The 14,937-nt window shown below is 66.1% G+C and carries 16 protein-coding genes; 4 read left to right on the forward strand and 12 right to left on the reverse strand.

Annotation, left to right across the window (positions count from 1 at the left end):
- The first annotated feature begins 13 nt into the window (after positions 1 to 13).
- Together ACQVDU_RS06445 and ACQVDU_RS06450 are read left to right on the forward strand one after the other, a co-directional pair.
- Positions 14 to 991 (forward strand): ATP-binding cassette domain-containing protein, encoded by a 978-nt coding sequence (locus ACQVDU_RS06445; RefSeq protein WP_443476574.1) that lies wholly within the window; start codon positions 14 to 16, stop codon positions 989 to 991.
- 50 nt (positions 992 to 1,041) lie between these two features.
- Positions 1,042 to 1,848 (forward strand): ABC transporter permease, encoded by an 807-nt coding sequence (locus tag ACQVDU_RS06450; RefSeq protein WP_443476756.1) that lies wholly within the window; start codon positions 1,042 to 1,044, stop codon positions 1,846 to 1,848.
- 181 nt (positions 1,849 to 2,029) lie between these two features.
- Here the strand turns inward: ACQVDU_RS06450 and ACQVDU_RS06455 are convergent, their stop codons facing one another.
- Positions 2,030 to 2,833, reverse strand: a complete 804-nt coding sequence (locus ACQVDU_RS06455) for an SDR family NAD(P)-dependent oxidoreductase (protein ID WP_228177416.1) — start codon at positions 2,831 to 2,833, stop codon at positions 2,030 to 2,032.
- Positions 2,823 to 3,626: an SDR family NAD(P)-dependent oxidoreductase gene (locus ACQVDU_RS06460; protein ID WP_228177417.1), complete on the reverse strand. Its 804-nt coding sequence runs from the start codon at positions 3,624 to 3,626 to the stop codon at positions 2,823 to 2,825. The genes ACQVDU_RS06455 and ACQVDU_RS06460 overlap by 11 nt, the downstream gene beginning before the upstream one ends.
- A gap of 39 nt (positions 3,627 to 3,665) precedes the next feature.
- Between ACQVDU_RS06460 and ACQVDU_RS06465 the strand changes: the two genes are divergently transcribed.
- Entirely contained in the window at positions 3,666 to 4,280 is a 615-nt protein-coding gene (locus tag ACQVDU_RS06465; protein WP_443476757.1) for an IclR family transcriptional regulator, read from the forward strand.
- A 99-nt stretch (positions 4,281 to 4,379) separates the two neighbouring features.
- On the opposite strand, the gene ACQVDU_RS06470 is transcribed toward ACQVDU_RS06465, so the two are convergent.
- From ACQVDU_RS06470 to ACQVDU_RS06515, 10 genes are all read right to left on the reverse strand, one after another.
- A complete protein-coding gene (locus ACQVDU_RS06470) occupies positions 4,380 to 4,688 on the reverse strand; it encodes a putative quinol monooxygenase (RefSeq protein WP_443476575.1) in 309 nt (102 codons plus the stop codon).
- An 18-nt stretch (positions 4,689 to 4,706) separates the two neighbouring features.
- On the reverse strand, positions 4,707 to 5,492 hold the full coding sequence (locus ACQVDU_RS06475) for an SDR family NAD(P)-dependent oxidoreductase (RefSeq protein WP_443476576.1): 786 nt from the start codon (positions 5,490 to 5,492) through the stop codon (positions 4,707 to 4,709).
- Entirely contained in the window at positions 5,489 to 6,046 is a 558-nt protein-coding gene (locus ACQVDU_RS06480) for a VOC family protein (protein ID WP_443476577.1), read from the reverse strand. Before ACQVDU_RS06480 ends, ACQVDU_RS06475 begins: the two co-directional genes overlap by 4 nt.
- Entirely contained in the window at positions 6,043 to 7,080 is a 1,038-nt protein-coding gene (locus ACQVDU_RS06485) for an ABC transporter permease (protein WP_443476578.1), read from the reverse strand. Before ACQVDU_RS06485 ends, ACQVDU_RS06480 begins: the two co-directional genes overlap by 4 nt.
- Positions 7,081 to 7,085: 5 nt before the next feature.
- A complete protein-coding gene (locus ACQVDU_RS06490) occupies positions 7,086 to 8,639 on the reverse strand; it encodes a sugar ABC transporter ATP-binding protein (RefSeq protein WP_443476579.1) in 1,554 nt (517 codons plus the stop codon).
- Entirely contained in the window at positions 8,636 to 9,793 is a 1,158-nt protein-coding gene (locus ACQVDU_RS06495; RefSeq protein WP_228177423.1) for a sugar ABC transporter substrate-binding protein, read from the reverse strand. The genes ACQVDU_RS06490 and ACQVDU_RS06495 overlap by 4 nt, the downstream gene beginning before the upstream one ends.
- A gap of 194 nt (positions 9,794 to 9,987) precedes the next feature.
- A complete protein-coding gene (locus ACQVDU_RS06500; RefSeq protein ID WP_443476580.1) occupies positions 9,988 to 10,875 on the reverse strand; it encodes a MarR family winged helix-turn-helix transcriptional regulator in 888 nt (295 codons plus the stop codon).
- A 54-nt stretch (positions 10,876 to 10,929) separates the two neighbouring features.
- Positions 10,930 to 12,702, reverse strand: coding sequence for a thiamine pyrophosphate-binding protein (locus ACQVDU_RS06505; protein ID WP_443476581.1), 1,773 nt, complete (start codon positions 12,700 to 12,702; stop codon positions 10,930 to 10,932).
- Positions 12,699 to 12,986, reverse strand: coding sequence for a hypothetical protein (locus ACQVDU_RS06510; protein ID WP_228177426.1), 288 nt, complete (start codon positions 12,984 to 12,986; stop codon positions 12,699 to 12,701). Before ACQVDU_RS06510 ends, ACQVDU_RS06505 begins: the two co-directional genes overlap by 4 nt.
- A complete protein-coding gene (locus ACQVDU_RS06515; RefSeq protein WP_443476582.1) occupies positions 12,983 to 13,816 on the reverse strand; it encodes a hypothetical protein in 834 nt (277 codons plus the stop codon). The genes ACQVDU_RS06510 and ACQVDU_RS06515 overlap by 4 nt, the downstream gene beginning before the upstream one ends.
- Before the next feature lie 115 nt (positions 13,817 to 13,931).
- On the opposite strand from ACQVDU_RS06515, the gene ACQVDU_RS06520 reads away from it, so the two are divergent.
- Positions 13,932 to 14,918: a zinc-dependent alcohol dehydrogenase gene (locus ACQVDU_RS06520; protein ID WP_443476583.1), complete on the forward strand. Its 987-nt coding sequence runs from the start codon at positions 13,932 to 13,934 to the stop codon at positions 14,916 to 14,918.
- Positions 14,919 to 14,937: the final 19 nt, after the last annotated feature.

Consider the following 14,937-nt stretch of genomic DNA (forward strand, 5'->3'; position numbering starts at 1 on the left):
TACCATCCGTGCTATGGCTTTCATCGAGGCGAGCGGGCTCGTCAAGACGTACCATCCGCGGGGTGCGCCGGTTGTCCGCGCGCTTGACGGGCTCGACCTGTCAGTGCCGGAGGGAACCGTCGCAGCGCTGCTCGGGCCGAACGGCGCCGGGAAGACGACGACGGTCAAGGTGCTGACAACCCTCATCCGACCGGATGCCGGTTCCGCGAGCATCGACGGTGTCGACGTGCTCGCAGATCCGCAGCAGATCCGTCGGATGAGTGGCGCGAGCGGTCAGTACGCGGCGGTCGACGAGAACCTCACCGGGTTCGAGAACCTCTTCATGGTGGGGATGCTGTACCACCTCGGGCGGCGCCGCTCAGCCCAGCGGGCGCGCGAACTCATCGAGCTGTTCGATCTCGTGGATGCCCAGAACCGGCCCGTCAAAGGATTCTCGGGCGGGATGCGGCGCCGGATCGACCTGGCCGGCGCGCTCGTCATCAATCCGCCCGTGCTCTTCCTCGACGAACCGACGACGGGCCTCGACCCCCGCAGCAGGCTCGCACTGTGGGACGTGATCGAATCGCTCGTCGCCGGCGGCACGACGGTGCTCCTGACCACGCAATACCTCGAGGAGGCCGACCGCCTCGCCGACTCGATCTCGATCATCGACAACGGGCGGGTGATCGCGAAGGGCACCGCCGACGAGCTGAAGTCGTCGGTCGGCGGTCAGCGGATCGCGGTGAGCCTCGTGAGCGAAAGCGACGCCGACGCGATGCGTGAGATCCTCTCGCGCTACGGCTCGGGGCCGGTCGCGTCGGACGGGACCCGCGGCCTGGTGGTGCCGGTCAGCAACGGAGCAGACGCGCTCTCGCGCATCATGACCGACACTGCTGCGGCCGGGGTCGAACTGCACGATGCCGGCATGCGCCGGCCCACCCTGGACGACGTGTTCCTGCAGCTCACGGGTCATGCCGCCGAACAGGCAGATGCCCAGGAGGACGCAGCATGAACGCTGACGTGACCCCCGCGACCGCACGGCCCGGCGAGACCCTGGCACCGATGCCGGGAACGCCGCTCACCCGGTTTGTCTCGGATGGGTCGATCGCGACCTGGCGCAACCTGAAGAAGATCACTCGGGTCCCCGACATCCTGATCTTCACGCTGATCCAACCGATCATGTTCGTGCTGCTGTTCACGTTCGTGTTCGGTTCGTCGATCACCGTGCCCGGCGAGAACTACACCTCGTTCCTGATGGCCGGGATCTTCGCTCAGACCATCGTGTTCGGTTCCACATACTCGGGCTCGGCGATGGCGCAAGACCTCAAGGACGGGATCATCGACCGGTTCCGCACGCTCCCGATGAACGGATCCGCGGTGCTGATCGGACGGACGGTCGGCGACCTCGTGATCAACGTGCTGTCGCTGGTCGTGATGATGCTGACGGGACTCATCGTCGGCTGGCGCGTCGAGTCATCGGCGCTGGACTTCATCGCGGGGGTCGCCCTGCTGCTGGTGTTCTCGTACGCGTTCTCGTGGGTCATGGCGTTCCTCGGGCTCGTGGTGCGCAGCCCCGAAGTCATCAACAACGCCTCGTTCCTGATCCTCTTCCCCCTGACCTTCATCTCCAATGCGTTCGTCCCGAGCGAGAACCTGCCCGGGCCACTGCGTGCGTTCGCAGAGTGGAACCCGGTGTCTGCGCTCGTCCAGGCGGCACGAGAGCTGTTCGGCAATGCTCCCGCGGGAAGTGCCGCGACGGATGCCTGGCCCCTTCAGCATCCAGTCGTCTACGTCCTGCTGTTCGCTGTGGCGATGCTCGTCGTGTTCGTGCCGCTCTCGATCCGCCGCTTCGCAACTCTCAGCCGGTAGCGCACAGCTCCCACCGCGCGATGGCGGCCCGGTGGCTGGTCGTCAGTCCCCCAGATCCAGCCGTCGATCGCGCTGACAGCGTCGCACCAGCGACGGCGAGCCCTGCTCGGGCAACGAAGACAAGCGATGCGGTTGACGCGCACATGATCACTGGCATCACCGCACCCAAGGACGAGCACTCTTACGGCGACACCGTGAGAGACGATGCGAACTGCGGACGACGGGGCACCGCAGAGAGCGACGACGTGGAGACTCCCCCGTCGACGGCGAGCACTTGACCGGTGATGTAGGCCGCCTCTGAGCTGGCGAGGAAGCGGATGGCGCCCGCGATGTCCTCGACTCGCGCGGCGCGTTGGAGGGGTACCGGACCGACGACGTCGGCGACCCATTCGGGATCGGAAAGGAACCGGGAACTCGTCAACGGCGTATCGGTGACGCCCGGAGCGACCGCGTTGACACGCACACCGTCCGCGCCGTAATCCGCCGCCATCTGCCGGGTGAGCCCCACAAGACCCGCCTTCGATGCGGCGTAGGCCGCCTGGGCGGGATAGCCGCGAAGGGCGATCGTGGACACGACGTTGATGATGCAGCCGCGTGTGCGTGCGAGATGCGGGAGGGCGGCCCGACTCGTCCGAAACGCCGCAGACAGATTGACATCGATCATCCGGGCCCACGCATCGTCCGTTGTCTCATGCACGGGCATCGCACCCGAGATGCCCGCACAGTTGACGAGGACATCAAGGCGCCCCCACTCGGCAGCTATCGTGTCGACGACGTCGCGTGCCGCATCGGGGTCTGCGAGGTCCGCGATGAACGACCGCACGCCGTCGGTCTCGTGCGACGGCTGCGTCCGGTCGAGCACCGCCACACGGGTCCCGTCGGCTCTCAGCGCGGCGACGGTGGCCGCGCCGATTCCCGAAGCGCCACCGGTCACCAGAGCGGCAGAGGGTGGGGCTCCGCCGCCCTCCAGCCGTTCATAGGCCACGAGATGCTCCTCCATCGACTCGGATGTCCGCTCCTGTCACATTCGACGCGTCGTCACCGAGCAGGAACGCGATCACCGCGGCGACCTCCCTCGCCGTGCCGAGCCGGCCAAAGGGAAGTCCCCGCTCGTCCACGGCGTATCGCCGCATCCGCTCGTCGAGATCTGCGGGAGTGCCGGGGTGACTGCCTTCGAACCACCGACGGAACTGTGGTGTGTCGACGGGCCCAGGGGAGACCGTGTTCACTCGGATGCCCGAGAGAGCCACCTCGCGCGAGAGCGCCTTGCTCGCCGTCGTGAGGGCCGCCTTGAAGGCGGCGTAGTCGATGTTGGGCGGCTGGGGCTCCGACGCGGCGAGGGAGCTGATGGATACGATCGCACCTCCCCCGCGCCGTTTCATCTCGGGAAGAACCGCCCGGATGCAGCGCATCGCTGTTGCGAAGTTGATTTCGTAGGATCTCGCCCAGTCGTCATCGTCGATCGTCTCGAATCCGTCCTCCCGGTTGAGCTGCACTCCGACACAGTTCACGAGCGCGTCGATTCCCTGGAAGCGCTCGGCGGCGGCGTTGACGAAGTCCTCCGCACCACGCTCCGTGCTCAGATCGACGCTGACGGGAAGGTGATTCTCGCCGAGAGCTTCGTGCGGTGTGATGTCTGCACCGACGACCCGCAGCCCCTTCGCCAGCAGCAGGTCGGTGACTGCCGCGCCTATGCCTGAGGCCGCACCGGTGACGAGCGGATCCTCCTCCTCCTCGAGGAGCTGGGCGAGGTGCGACCGACCGAAGTGAGCAGTCATCTCGGTGTTGCGAGTTCAACCGCCCACCGGCTTCTTGCGATGCTGGCATGGCGCGGCTTCATCCGCCAGGACTCGCACACGAAGGCCTACATGCCGGGGCCGAGTCTTGCCCGGGTGGCCTACTCGGCGCGGCGACGCAATGACCTGGTCGCATCGGCACAACCGATCGTCGACGAGCTGAGCGAGACCCTCGGCGAAACGTCGCACTTGGGAGCGTTGGAGGGTACCCGCGTCCGGTACCTCATCGCCACGGAATCGGCGGCCCCGGTGCGTGTGGTCTCCCGTATCGGCAAGGACTATCCCGCCCACGCGACGGCCGTCGGCAAGGCCCTCCTTGCCGGCCTGACGACGGAACAGCTCCGAACGCTCTACCCCCGAGAAGCCCTGGAGGCACTGACACCGGCGACGGTCGCAACTCGGACCCAGCTCGCCGCACAGCTCGACCGCGTTCGCCGCGTTGGCTACGCCGTGAGCAGAGGCGAGAGCGGCGACGAGGGTGTGGCCGGCGTCGCTGTCATGGTGCCCAATGAGCTGGGCCTGCGGATAGCGATAAACGTCTCGGCACCGTCCTACCGGATGCCGACCTCGCTAACGAAGTCCATCGCCGGCGAGTTGATGGACGCAGCGGGACGGCTGTCCGAGACGTTGCGGTAGGCCCCGCCGCCCAGGCCGCTGCCGTCATGCACGGAGCGAGGGGACCTCGCGTGTGTACGAGGGCCCCTCGCTCCGGCGACACAACGCCCGAGATACAGGTCAGTCGTCGTACTTGCCTCGCTCGTAGCGCAGGTTGACGATCACGGGATCTCCGTCGAGGAACTCGCCGAGCCGTTCCAGGATGGGCGCCAACGCGGGCGATGTGTCGTGCTCGGCAGAGGCTGACTCATCCTCGTATACCTCGAACATCGCGACACTGGAGGGCTTGCCGTCGACGGCGTAGATGGCCCACTCAAGAGTTCCCGGTTCGATCTTCGTGTGTTGCCGGTTCGCCTCCAGGAGGACGCGGAACTCCTCGACCTTGTCCGCGCGCAACGGAAGCTCGACGTACTTCGCAACCTTCGTCATGTCGTGTTCCCTTCGTTCCTACAGATAGACGTGCGAGCCGGCATCGACCCGGTATGACGCGCCGGTGACCTGCCGGGCGAGGTCGGACGCGAGGAAGACGATGACTGCGGCGACGTCAGCGGGGTCGTTCATCCTTCCCAGCGGAAGCTTCCGCATATCTTTGGCGAAGTATTCCTTCGTCTCCTCGAACCCCTTGCCGAGCTCTGTCGACAGGCTCGATATAAAGCTGTCCATAGCGGGAGTCGCTGTCGGCCCCGGTGCGACGCAGTTCGAGCGGATGCCACGCGGGCCGAACTCCATCGACAGAGACTTGGACAGACTCAGCACGGCTGCCTTCGAGACGGCGTAGTCGACGAAGAACGGGTCCGGCTGCGTGGCTGCGTCGCTTGCCAAGCTGACGATCGCGCCACCGCCGCGCTCGATCATGTACGGGATCGCGGCGCGGGATGCGCGGACGGCGGCGAAGAAGTTGACATCGAGCAGCGAACGCCAGTCCTCGTCCGTCACCGAGAGGAAGCTCTCGCGGAAAGGCGCGAGGCCCACATTGTTGACGAGCACATCGACACCACCGAGCCTGTCTGCAACGGCGTCGACCCACCCTGCGATCGCACCGTCGGCGGTGACATCGAGCTCCGTCGTGTCGACCGCGTGATCGCCGGCGATCGCAGCTGCCGCCGCCGGATTCCGATCTGCGACCGCGACGCGTGCTCCCTGCTCGGCGAAGGCTGTCGCTGTCGCCAAGCCGATTCCCGAGCCGCCGCCCGTGATCAGAACGACCTTGTCCTTCAATCCGTACCCCGTCATGAGGTCTCCTCTCTGTTGTTCCACATTCCCGGTTGTGCAAGCCGCGCCGCACCAGGCTTCTCGTAGGCCATGCCGTGCGGCACGCTGATCAGTTCGAGTTGGTACCCCCACGGCGTGATCACGTACACGAAGCGGGCTCCGTGATTCGGCTGTCCTTCACCGACATCGGTCGGAGCACCGAGGACACGCACACCCTCGATTCCCTGGAAGTACTCCACCGCCGCATCGACGTCGTCGACGTAGAAGCAGAGGTGGCTCGCGCCGATGTCGGAGTTACGCGGATGATCCTTCTCCTGGTCTGGAGCGCGATACTCCATGAGCTCGAGGTTGGTGTGGGCGCCGAGCCGCACCATTCCGATGCGGAGCCTGCTGCGAGGATGCACGTTGATGTTGGTGTACATCCAGTCGCCGGCGTCGTCTGCGAATTCACCGGTCGTGTAGACGTGCTCTCCACCGACGACCTCGGTGAAGAAGTCGATCGCCTGTTCAAGGTCGGGCACCGTGACGGCTACGTGGTCGACAGCGCGAAGGCCGGGGATCGGTGACTCGCTCATGCCTGCGCCTCCGTCCCGGCGCGCTTACGGCCCCGGAGGCGCCGACTGGTCTGAACCTTGCTCAGCGCGACCGCGATGATCAGCACCGCGCCGTTGAACAGGTACGGCATCCACGTCGGTGCGCCCGCAAGCAGAATTCCCTTCACGCCGAGTGCAACGACGTAGACCGCGACGAGGGTTCCCCAGATGTTGAATCGTCCCCGCTTGAACTGGGTGGCTCCCAGGAAGACCGCGGTGAACGCGGGGAGAAGGTAGTCGCCGCCGATCGTCGGGTCACCGGTCCCGAGCCGTCCAGCGAGCAGGACACCCGCTCCGGCCGCAACAGTCGAGCCGATCATGAACGACATCACGATCCGGCGTTTGGTCTTGACCCCCGCGAGACGCGCGGCCTCCGCATTTCCTCCCGTCGCATAGAACTGCCGACCGAGCGGCGTGCGCTCCAGCACATACCAGAGCAGAAACGCCACGGCCAGGAGGATGTACACGGGATAGGTGACACCGAAGAGCTGTCCGGCCGCGAGGGCCTGGAAGTCCGACGGCAGCCCGAGGATCTGCTGACCACTGGTGATCCATTGGACGAATGCGGTGAGGAGCGCCGTCATCCCGAGGGTGGTGATGAAGCTGTCGACGTTGAGGAGCGTGACGATCAGACCGTTGGCCAGACCGATGAGAGCCCCGACGGCGAGCGCGATAAGGATCGCGACCGGCGTCGGCAGACCCGCCTTCACGAGCATGAACGCGGAGACGACCGACCCGACGCCCAGCGTCATACCGATAGAAAGGTCGAAGACGCCTGTGGCGAGCGGAACGCAGAGGCCGATCGCGACAAGGGCGGTGATCACTTGGGTGTCGAGCAGGCTCTTCCAGGTGGTCGCCGTCAGGAAGGTGTCGGGTACCCACAAGGCGAAGACGATCACCAGGATCACGGCGATGTAGACCGCGCTGGCGTTTTGGAACGAGATCGCCTCCAGCCACCGCCGTTGCGGCCGCTCCCTCGGCGACGCGGACTCTTCCGTCTTGGCCGTCGTGTCCATGTCGATCATGCTGTCTTTTCCCCTCTTGCGGCCGGACCAGCCGATGCGCCGTGCTGCCGGATGGACTCTGTGAGCAGCTGCTCCTCGGTGAGCTGCTCTCCGGAGAGCTCCGCCACGACCCGACCGGCGTCCATGACCAGGACGCGGTCGCAGAGCGCGACGAGCTCGGAGTTGTCGGTGGAGGCGACCACGATCGCCTTGCCCTCGGATGCGGCATCCGCCACGAGTTGATGGATCGCTGCCTTCGCCCCCACGTCGACACCCTGGGTCGGTTCGTCGAGCCAGAGAACAGATGGATCGGTACGCAACCACTTCGCGAGCACGACCTTCTGCTGGTTCCCCCCGCTGAGCTGCGTCATGTAGAGCTCAGCGTCGGCAGGGGTGACCTGAAGCTTCCCGATCCATCGGTCGACGTCGGCGCGTTCTTCTCGCACCCGCACGTCGGCGAACGGACCTGTGATGGGGGAAAGCTTGGGCAGAGAGACGTTCTCGCGGATCGTCTGGGTCATCACCGCACCCATACGCTGACGCTCCGCCGGCGCCCACGCGTAGCCGCGTCGGATGCTCACGGAGATGTCGCCCGAGGGGAGCGGCTTGCCGTTGAGGACGACCTCTCCCCGTGACCGGTGTCGAGCGCCCGAAGCGATCGCGCCGAGCGTTTCGACCCCCGAACCTATGAGCCCACTCACGCCGAGAATCTCTCCCGCCTTGACCTCCAGCGAGACGCCGTTCACCCGCTCTCCCGCAAGCTCGCGCAGCGAGAGCACCACCTCGCCCGAGCGCTCGCGCGTTCGCTCGAGCGGCTGGGGTCGCTCACCGATCATGGCGGAGACGATCGCGTCCGGCTCCAGCTCATCGCTCTCGAGAGCCGCGACGACGCGTCCGTCTCGGAAGATCACCGCGCGGTCGGCGAGCGCGATCACTTCGTCGAGCCGGTGCGAGACGAAGAGGACACCGGCCCCCTTGTCTGCGAGCGAGCGCACGGCGCGGAAGAGCGCCCGCGCCTCGCCCTCGTGGAGAGACGCCGTCGGCTCGTCCAGCACAAGGATGTTGTCGTCGCGCTTCCACCCGTCGATCGCCCGGGCGATCGCGATCATGGTCCGCTCCGCCTGGGTCAGCTGTGCGACGGGAACGTTGAGCGGCACATCGACATCGAGGCGGCGCAGCACACGCTCAGTGCGCTCGGTCTCGGCGCGAACCTGGCTCGGGAGGAGCAAGGGCCGAGAGACATGGCGGGAGAGTGCGAGGTTCTCGATGGCCGAGAGCGTGTCGACCAGCGCAAGATCCTGATGGATGAAGTGGATCCTGCCCGTCGTGCTGCGCCTCGGGTCGAACGGCTGACCCTGGATAGTGATCGTCGACCCAGGGTCCGGGTCATGGAAGCCCGCGAGGATCTTGATGAGCGTCGACTTTCCCGAGCCGTTCTGCCCGCACAGGGCGACGATCTCACCCGGGCGGATCGAGATGTCGATGTCGTCGAGCGCCTTGGTCGCCGTGAAAGTCTTGGAGAGGGAGCGGACGTCCAGCAGGACGTCCGCTCCCTGGTGGGTTCCCCTCACTCGAGCCCCCAGAGGCCGAGGAAGTACTCCTGGTATCCGGGGTACGAGGCGAAACCGTCTTCGGGCGCGAAGTCGAGGTTCTCGCGCGTGATGAACTTCTGCGCAGACCGCGAGTTGATCGTCACCTCGTCGACCGCCTGGCCCGTGGCGAGCTTGGCTGCGATGTCGGCGGCGATCCATGCCTCCTGGTTCAGATCGTTCGACAGATCAGCGGTCTGAAGTCCGTCCGCGATGTACTGGAAGTTGACCTGCCCACCGGCCTGCGACAGCGTGTCGATCCCCTCGATTCCCGCCGCAGCGAGCGCCTGTGGAACCCCGATGAGGACCGATCCGAACGCTCCGACGACCCAATCAGTGTCGGGGTTCGCCTGGACGTAGCTCACGACGCGGTTCGGCAGCTGAGAACCGATCTCCGACGCGGGAGCCGACACCGCCTCGACGGTGCAGTCCGGGCACTGGGTCTGGATCTCGTCGACGAAGTCCTCCGCAAGCCCGCTGAAGACGGTGTACTCCGGCGGGAAGAAGATCACGGCGTTGGCCTCACCGTCGGACTCGGCGATGACATAGTCGGCCATGATCCGGCCCACGAGACGGAAGGTGTCTCCGCCGTTGAACACCGCCGAGATGCCCTCTGCGGGAGGGTCGTTGGGGATCGTCCATGAGACGACGGGGATCCCCGCGTCCTTGAACTGCGTGAGCTGCGCGTTCCAGGTCTGCGGCTCGATCGCATCCTGGATGAGGACGTCGGGACGCGAGTCGAACGCGGCCTGGAATGCCTCGGCGGTGCTCTGGGTATCCGTCCCCTGCTTGAACGAGATGAACTCGCCGCCGAGCTCCTCGATGACGACCTTCATCTGCGCCCCGACCACCGCGCACTCGGGCACGTTGCACTCGACGTACGCGAACTTCTTGCCCGTGGGCAGCTCTGCCAGCGGCTGATCCACCGGGATCGGCGGCTCGAGGTCGGGCATGCTCACGGCCCGTTCGAGATAGGGCGCGATCTGCTCTTGGGCATGGGCGAGCCCGGCCGCTCGATCGGCAGTGTTGGATTCGCCGCCGTCGTCCGTGCTCGAGGCACATCCGCCGAGGATGAGGGCGCCGGCGACGCCGGCCGCCACGAGGGCGACCATCCGACGAGGTCGTGCTGTGTGCATCATTACTCCTTCGTAATCGATTCGTTCGGGATGCAACTATCTGTCCGGAAGTTCCCTGCAGCTGCAATTCGTTCGGGATGCAATCATCTGGCGAAAAGAAAATTGCTCTGCATGGTGGATAGTCAGTCGCACCCGTGCTGTGAAGCTAGCACAGCCCGCTCGGTCCGTCTACGTGAACCGCGAAGAAAGGATTGTCATTGGGGATCCAGCCGCGCTACGCGCGCTGTGAGCTCATGAAAACGTCGCGCTCCGGCGTCGGGGATGGGTCGCATCAGCGTCTCCTGCACGAGACGCACACCGGCTGTCGCATCCAGAAGCACGCGGCGTCCCTCATCCGTCAGCTCAAGCTGGATACGACGGGCGTCGCCCCGGACCCGGGAGCGGGAAACGAGACTCTTCCGAGCAGCGCGGTGCAGGATTCGCGCACCGTTGGACACCTCGAGACCGGCCAGCCGCGCTGTCGCCAGCACCTCGAGCGGCCCGGAGTAGTACAGGACATCGAGGGCTGCGTACTGCGGAGGCGTCAGCGCGGGAACGAATGCCGACCACAGGCGGGAATGGATCTGCCGAACCCGCCGCAGCCGCCAGCCCGGGGTCGACTGGAGCTTCGAATCGGGTGAGTCGCTCGCGAGTGCCGTCCCATCCAACTCGTTGCCCGCAGCAACCGCGCCCCAGATCTCAGCGACTTCGTCCGACTCGGACTCGGAGAGAGGACGGAGGAGTTCCTCGTCGACTCGTGCGGCGCCGAGCATCGCGCCGTCGATCAGGTGCTGAAGGTCGACCGTGAACTCGACCAGACGACGCCGACCGTCCCGCGGATCCGTGCCCCGGCGAATCAGTCCGCGCTCATCGAGCATCACCATGAGGGACGTCAACGTGGCCTTGTCGACCCCGATCCGATCACCCAGCTCCTGCTGGTGCGAGGAACCACTCTCCGAGATGGCCAACAACAGCGCGAGCTGAGGCGTGGTGGGAAAATCGCCGACGACGCTCTTCCACGTGGCGATACGGAACTGCTCCGCCACTCGCAGGGCGAACCCCGGCGCCTGTTCGACGGGGAGGGGCCGACCACCGAAGCTCACGGAACCTCCAGCCGCTCCTCTCGGATGCCCGCCACTGCACGGGCCCGACACACGCTACCCGGGTGTGACCTCGCGCACCAAACCTCCCGCCATGAGCTCGGAGTAGCCCGCGCCCACACGCACGTCGACGACGACGAGCGCCCCATTTCTCACGAGGGCGGCAGCCTCCTCGAGAACTGGCCGAAGCTGTGCGGGGTCGATCACCGGCCCGAGCCCGATCGCTCCCTGCGCCCGGGCTATCATCGCGATATCCGGCGCTGGATCGTCGATCCGCTGTCCCACCCACTTTCGCGACGGGTCGCGATCTCGATGATGCGCGACCTTCTCCTGGTGGACCTCATCGTTGAAGTAGGAGCGGTTGTTCGCGACGACGACAAGTGCTGCTGCGCCGTACTTCACACCTGTCCAGACGGCTGTGGCTCCCATCAGGAAGTCTCCGTCGCCCAGCACGGCGACCACCATCCGTTCGTCATGTCGAGCCGCCAGCGCGGCACCGACGGCCATTCCCGGACCGGATCCGATTCCACCCCCGCCGTCGTAGCCCAGGTAGTCGGTGGGTGAGGAGAAGTCCCACCATGCACTGTCCCACCCCAAAGGGAGTCGGGCGAGGACGACCTCGTCGGCGGCGACCGTTGAGCGCAGCGCGTCCGCCAACTCGGCAAGCGGTATCTGGTCGCGTGGAGGACGCGACTCGGCTCCCCCGCTCGACTCCTGAGGAAGACGGGGACTGATCACCGCCCCGGACGAGACGGGGTCATCATCGGCCGCTTCGATCAGCTGACGCACGCCGTCCTCAGCGACCGCAGGGAGCCAGACATCAACCGCCGGCCAATCACCGTGGTCCTTGGACCACCCGTTGTGGAGATATGGGTCCAGCGTGACGGCAACCACGGCCCGCGCCGCTCGGGCCGGAGCCTGCCGCAACGCGCCTGCGAGATCGATCCAGTCGAGCGCCACCACGACGTCGGCTTCGCCGAGGGCCTCGATCGCCTCCGGAGAAAGGAAGAACCCTGCGCCGCTGACATGAAGCGGGTGTCGCGTGGGGAAACTGGAGTTCGCCTTCAGGTCGGTGACCACCCGCGCGCCCAGCATCTCAGCCAGCCGCACGCGATCGGCATACTCTTGGGCACCCGCCCCCGAGCGGCCGCTCAGGATGACCGGGCGCTGCGCCCCGCGAAGCAGGCCCATCGCCTCTTTCACAGCGTCCTGCGCCGCCACGGGTCGGGCCCAGCCCGCGCGTTCGAACACCCTCGGTTGCTTCGGCTGCTCCGTGATCCGCTCTTCTTGAACCGACACATCGAGCACGACATACGTCGGAGCCTGCGGTGGTGCCGACGTCAGTTCCCACGCCCTCGACAGCGACGAGAGCGTTGCCGCCACGGAGAGCGGCGAGTCGTCCCATTTCACGTAGTTCCGAACGATCGCCGGCTGGTCGGCGGTTGTGTGGAGCCAGTCGATCCAGGGCCGCCGCCGGTCGGCGTCGGCCGGGCCGGCCGCCCCGAGAATGAGCATCGGAACACGGTCCGCGTACGCGTTGTAGATCGCCATCGCGGCGTGCATGAGCCCGACATTGCTATGGAGTGCGACCGCGAGCGGGCGTCCACTGAGCTTCGCATATCCGTGCGCGATGGCAACGGCGTGCTCTTCGTGGAGCGTCATGAGCATCGTCGGGCCACTGTCGCCGAGATAGTTCACGAGCGAATCGTGGAGCCCGCGATAGCTCGCACCCGGATTCAGTGCGATGTACTCGACTCCGGTCTCTCGCAGGAACGCGGCGATCGCATCGCTGCCCCACTCGGGCGAGGGCAGGGCGCCGAGTTCGCTCACGCGTTCCCTCCATCCGCAGCGGACGTGGCGACGGCACGCATCCGCGCAGAGAACGATGACATATCGAGCCCGAACAGACCGAAACGTTGCGCGTTGTGGAGCAGGAAGTCATTGACGCCTAGCCGGTAGAGCTCGCCCACCTCTCCCGCGAGGAAGAGATCCGTCTCGCGATCGGTGAGCCCGTACCCGGCCAGCGCCCGTCGCGGTGACACTCGCGCAAGCTCCCGAAGACTCGGGTCGACCGAGAGTTCGTGGAGGAATCGCGAGCCTTCGTACGCGCTCATGAGAGCACCTCCCACGAGGCGTAGGCGTGGCCGAACTGCGGTTGGACAGTGATCGATTCGGGTGCTCCTCCGCCGGCGGCGGCCCATGCCACGAGCCAGGCGAGCAGCTCTCCTCCGACGTTGCCGGCGCGGTGGAGTCGCTCCGGCGTCGCGCGGGCTACGAGTTCGGCCGCACGCGCCGTCTTCATGTGATCGACAACCGTCTCGGTCCATTCCGGATCGGGTACGCCGTAGTTCTGATCCGGTGCGATGTGCACCCCTCCGACCTCCAGTGAGAAGCTGCCCGAGCCGATCACGACGACGTTTCGCTCATGGTCGTAGCTCTCGATCGCGGCACGAAGGCAGCGTCCGAGCTCGTAGGCACGCTCAGATGTGGGGATCGGCGGGACAAGCTCGTTGATCCACAGCGGGACGACCGGAATCGTCGGATCGCCGAGAAGGAAGTGAATCGGCACCACCATGGCGTGATCGATCGCGAAGTCCTGCACGACGGACGGCTCGAAACCACGTCCGATGAGCTCGGCGAGGAGGTGGCTCGCGAAGTCGGGGTCGGATGGAATGCTGCGGGGAGGTAGCCCATCGGTGCCGTCATTGGGCCCCCAGGTTTCGGCTCCGATGCCTATCCCGATCGAGGGGAAGTTGTCCAGGAAGAAGGTGTTCAGGTGGTCGTCGGCGACCACTATCACCACATTCGGTTCCGCCGCCTCGACGCGAGCACGCACCCGCGCGTACATCTCGCGGATCTCTGCCGCTGGGCCGACGCCATCGTCGACCAACTTGGGAAAGGCAGGGGTGTGTGGAACCCCGAAGACCCCTGTCAGCGCTGCCACGTGTACTCCCTTCGTAAAGTTTCCGGTTGTAAGAGTACGTTTCTCCGTTTAGTTTGTACAGCAGCGAATTCATAGCCCGGCGATGTGGCCGGCGCGAACAGCAAGGGAGCATACGATGCCGAAGGCAATAGTGATCGACCAGGGCACGCACGCGGTGGCGTTGCGAGATGTCCCCCTGGCCACCGAGCCGCCATCCGGGTCCGTCCACGTCCGACCACTCTGGTTCGGGATCTGCAGATCCGACACGGAGCTCCTCGACGGAGACTTCGACTCCTGGGCTCCCGTGAACTACCCGATCGTGCCCGGACATGAATGGGTCGGCGTCGTGACGGCCGTCGGACCCGGCTCAGACCGCTTCTCCATCGGCGACCGGGTCGTCGGCGAGTGCGTGACAGGCCACATGTCGTGGTTCGGTTTGACCTATGACGGCGCCGGCAGCGAAGAGTTCGTGGTTCTCGAGCGACTGCTGCATGATGTTCCCGAACGCATCAGCGACCGCAGCGCGGCGATGATCGAGCCGTTCACTGTCGCCTACCGCGCTCTCGAGGAAGCGGGCTCGATCGATGCGAGCGACACGGTCGTGGTCATCGGCGGAGGCATGATCGGACAGTGCGCTGCGCTGGCTGCGCACGCGAAGGGCGCACTGACCGTGCTCGTCGAACCGTCGGCACAGCGCCGCGAGATGGCGACACGACTGGGGGTGGACGCGACGGTGGATCCGTCCGCGCCCGATGCGGAAGCCACGATCGCTGCAGTCGCCGGGCCACTGGGCGTGCGCGTGGTCATCGAAGCCTCCGGCAATCCCCACGGGATGGCGAGCGCCTATCGCATCGTCAGCCACAACGGCACGATTGTGCAGATCGGGATCACCGCCGCGGCCGAAGTGTCCGCGCCGCTGGCTCTCATCCAGGCGAAGGACCTCACGATCAAGGGGATCACAGGGTCGTCGGGTGTGTGGCCTCGGGCGATTCGGTTCATCGAGCGGACGGGCATCGACCTCACCCCGCTGGCCACCGACGAGTTCTCCTTCGATGAGGCCGCGGAGGCGTTCGATCGGTCACGTGACGCATCGAGCACACTCAAGGTCCTGATCCACCCCTAGCAGGAGCACGGGCCCCGTG

This window comes from Microbacterium sp. F2, assembly GCF_052274505.1.
Taxonomy (GTDB): Bacteria; Actinomycetota; Actinomycetes; order Actinomycetales; family Microbacteriaceae; genus Microbacterium.

Bases quoted from the DNA above. Each gene is read 5' to 3' on its own strand.
- ACQVDU_RS06480 (WP_443476577.1), bottom strand. From the start codon at position 6,046: ATGAGCGAGTCACCGATCCCCGGCCTTCGCGCTGTCGACCACGTAGCC.
- ACQVDU_RS06495 (WP_228177423.1), bottom strand. From the start codon at position 9,793: ATGCACACAGCACGACCTCGTCGGATGGTCGCCCTCGTGGCGGCCGGC.
- ACQVDU_RS06470 (WP_443476575.1), bottom strand. From the start codon at position 4,688: ATGACGAAGGTTGCGAAGTACGTCGAGCTTCCGTTGCGCGCGGACAAG.
- ACQVDU_RS06475 (WP_443476576.1), bottom strand. From the start codon at position 5,492: ATGACGGGGTACGGATTGAAGGACAAGGTCGTTCTGATCACGGGCGGC.
- ACQVDU_RS06450 (WP_443476756.1), top strand. From the start codon at position 1,042: ATGCCGGGAACGCCGCTCACCCGGTTTGTCTCGGATGGGTCGATCGCG.
- ACQVDU_RS06465 (WP_443476757.1), top strand. From the start codon at position 3,666: ATGCTGGCATGGCGCGGCTTCATCCGCCAGGACTCGCACACGAAGGCC.
- ACQVDU_RS06460 (WP_228177417.1), bottom strand. From the start codon at position 3,626: ATGACTGCTCACTTCGGTCGGTCGCACCTCGCCCAGCTCCTCGAGGAG.
- ACQVDU_RS06445 (WP_443476574.1), top strand. From the start codon at position 14: ATGGCTTTCATCGAGGCGAGCGGGCTCGTCAAGACGTACCATCCGCGG.
- ACQVDU_RS06485 (WP_443476578.1), bottom strand. From the start codon at position 7,080: ATGGACACGACGGCCAAGACGGAAGAGTCCGCGTCGCCGAGGGAGCGG.
- ACQVDU_RS06510 (WP_228177426.1), bottom strand. From the start codon at position 12,986: ATGAGCGCGTACGAAGGCTCGCGATTCCTCCACGAACTCTCGGTCGAC.
- ACQVDU_RS06520 (WP_443476583.1), top strand. From the start codon at position 13,932: ATGCCGAAGGCAATAGTGATCGACCAGGGCACGCACGCGGTGGCGTTG.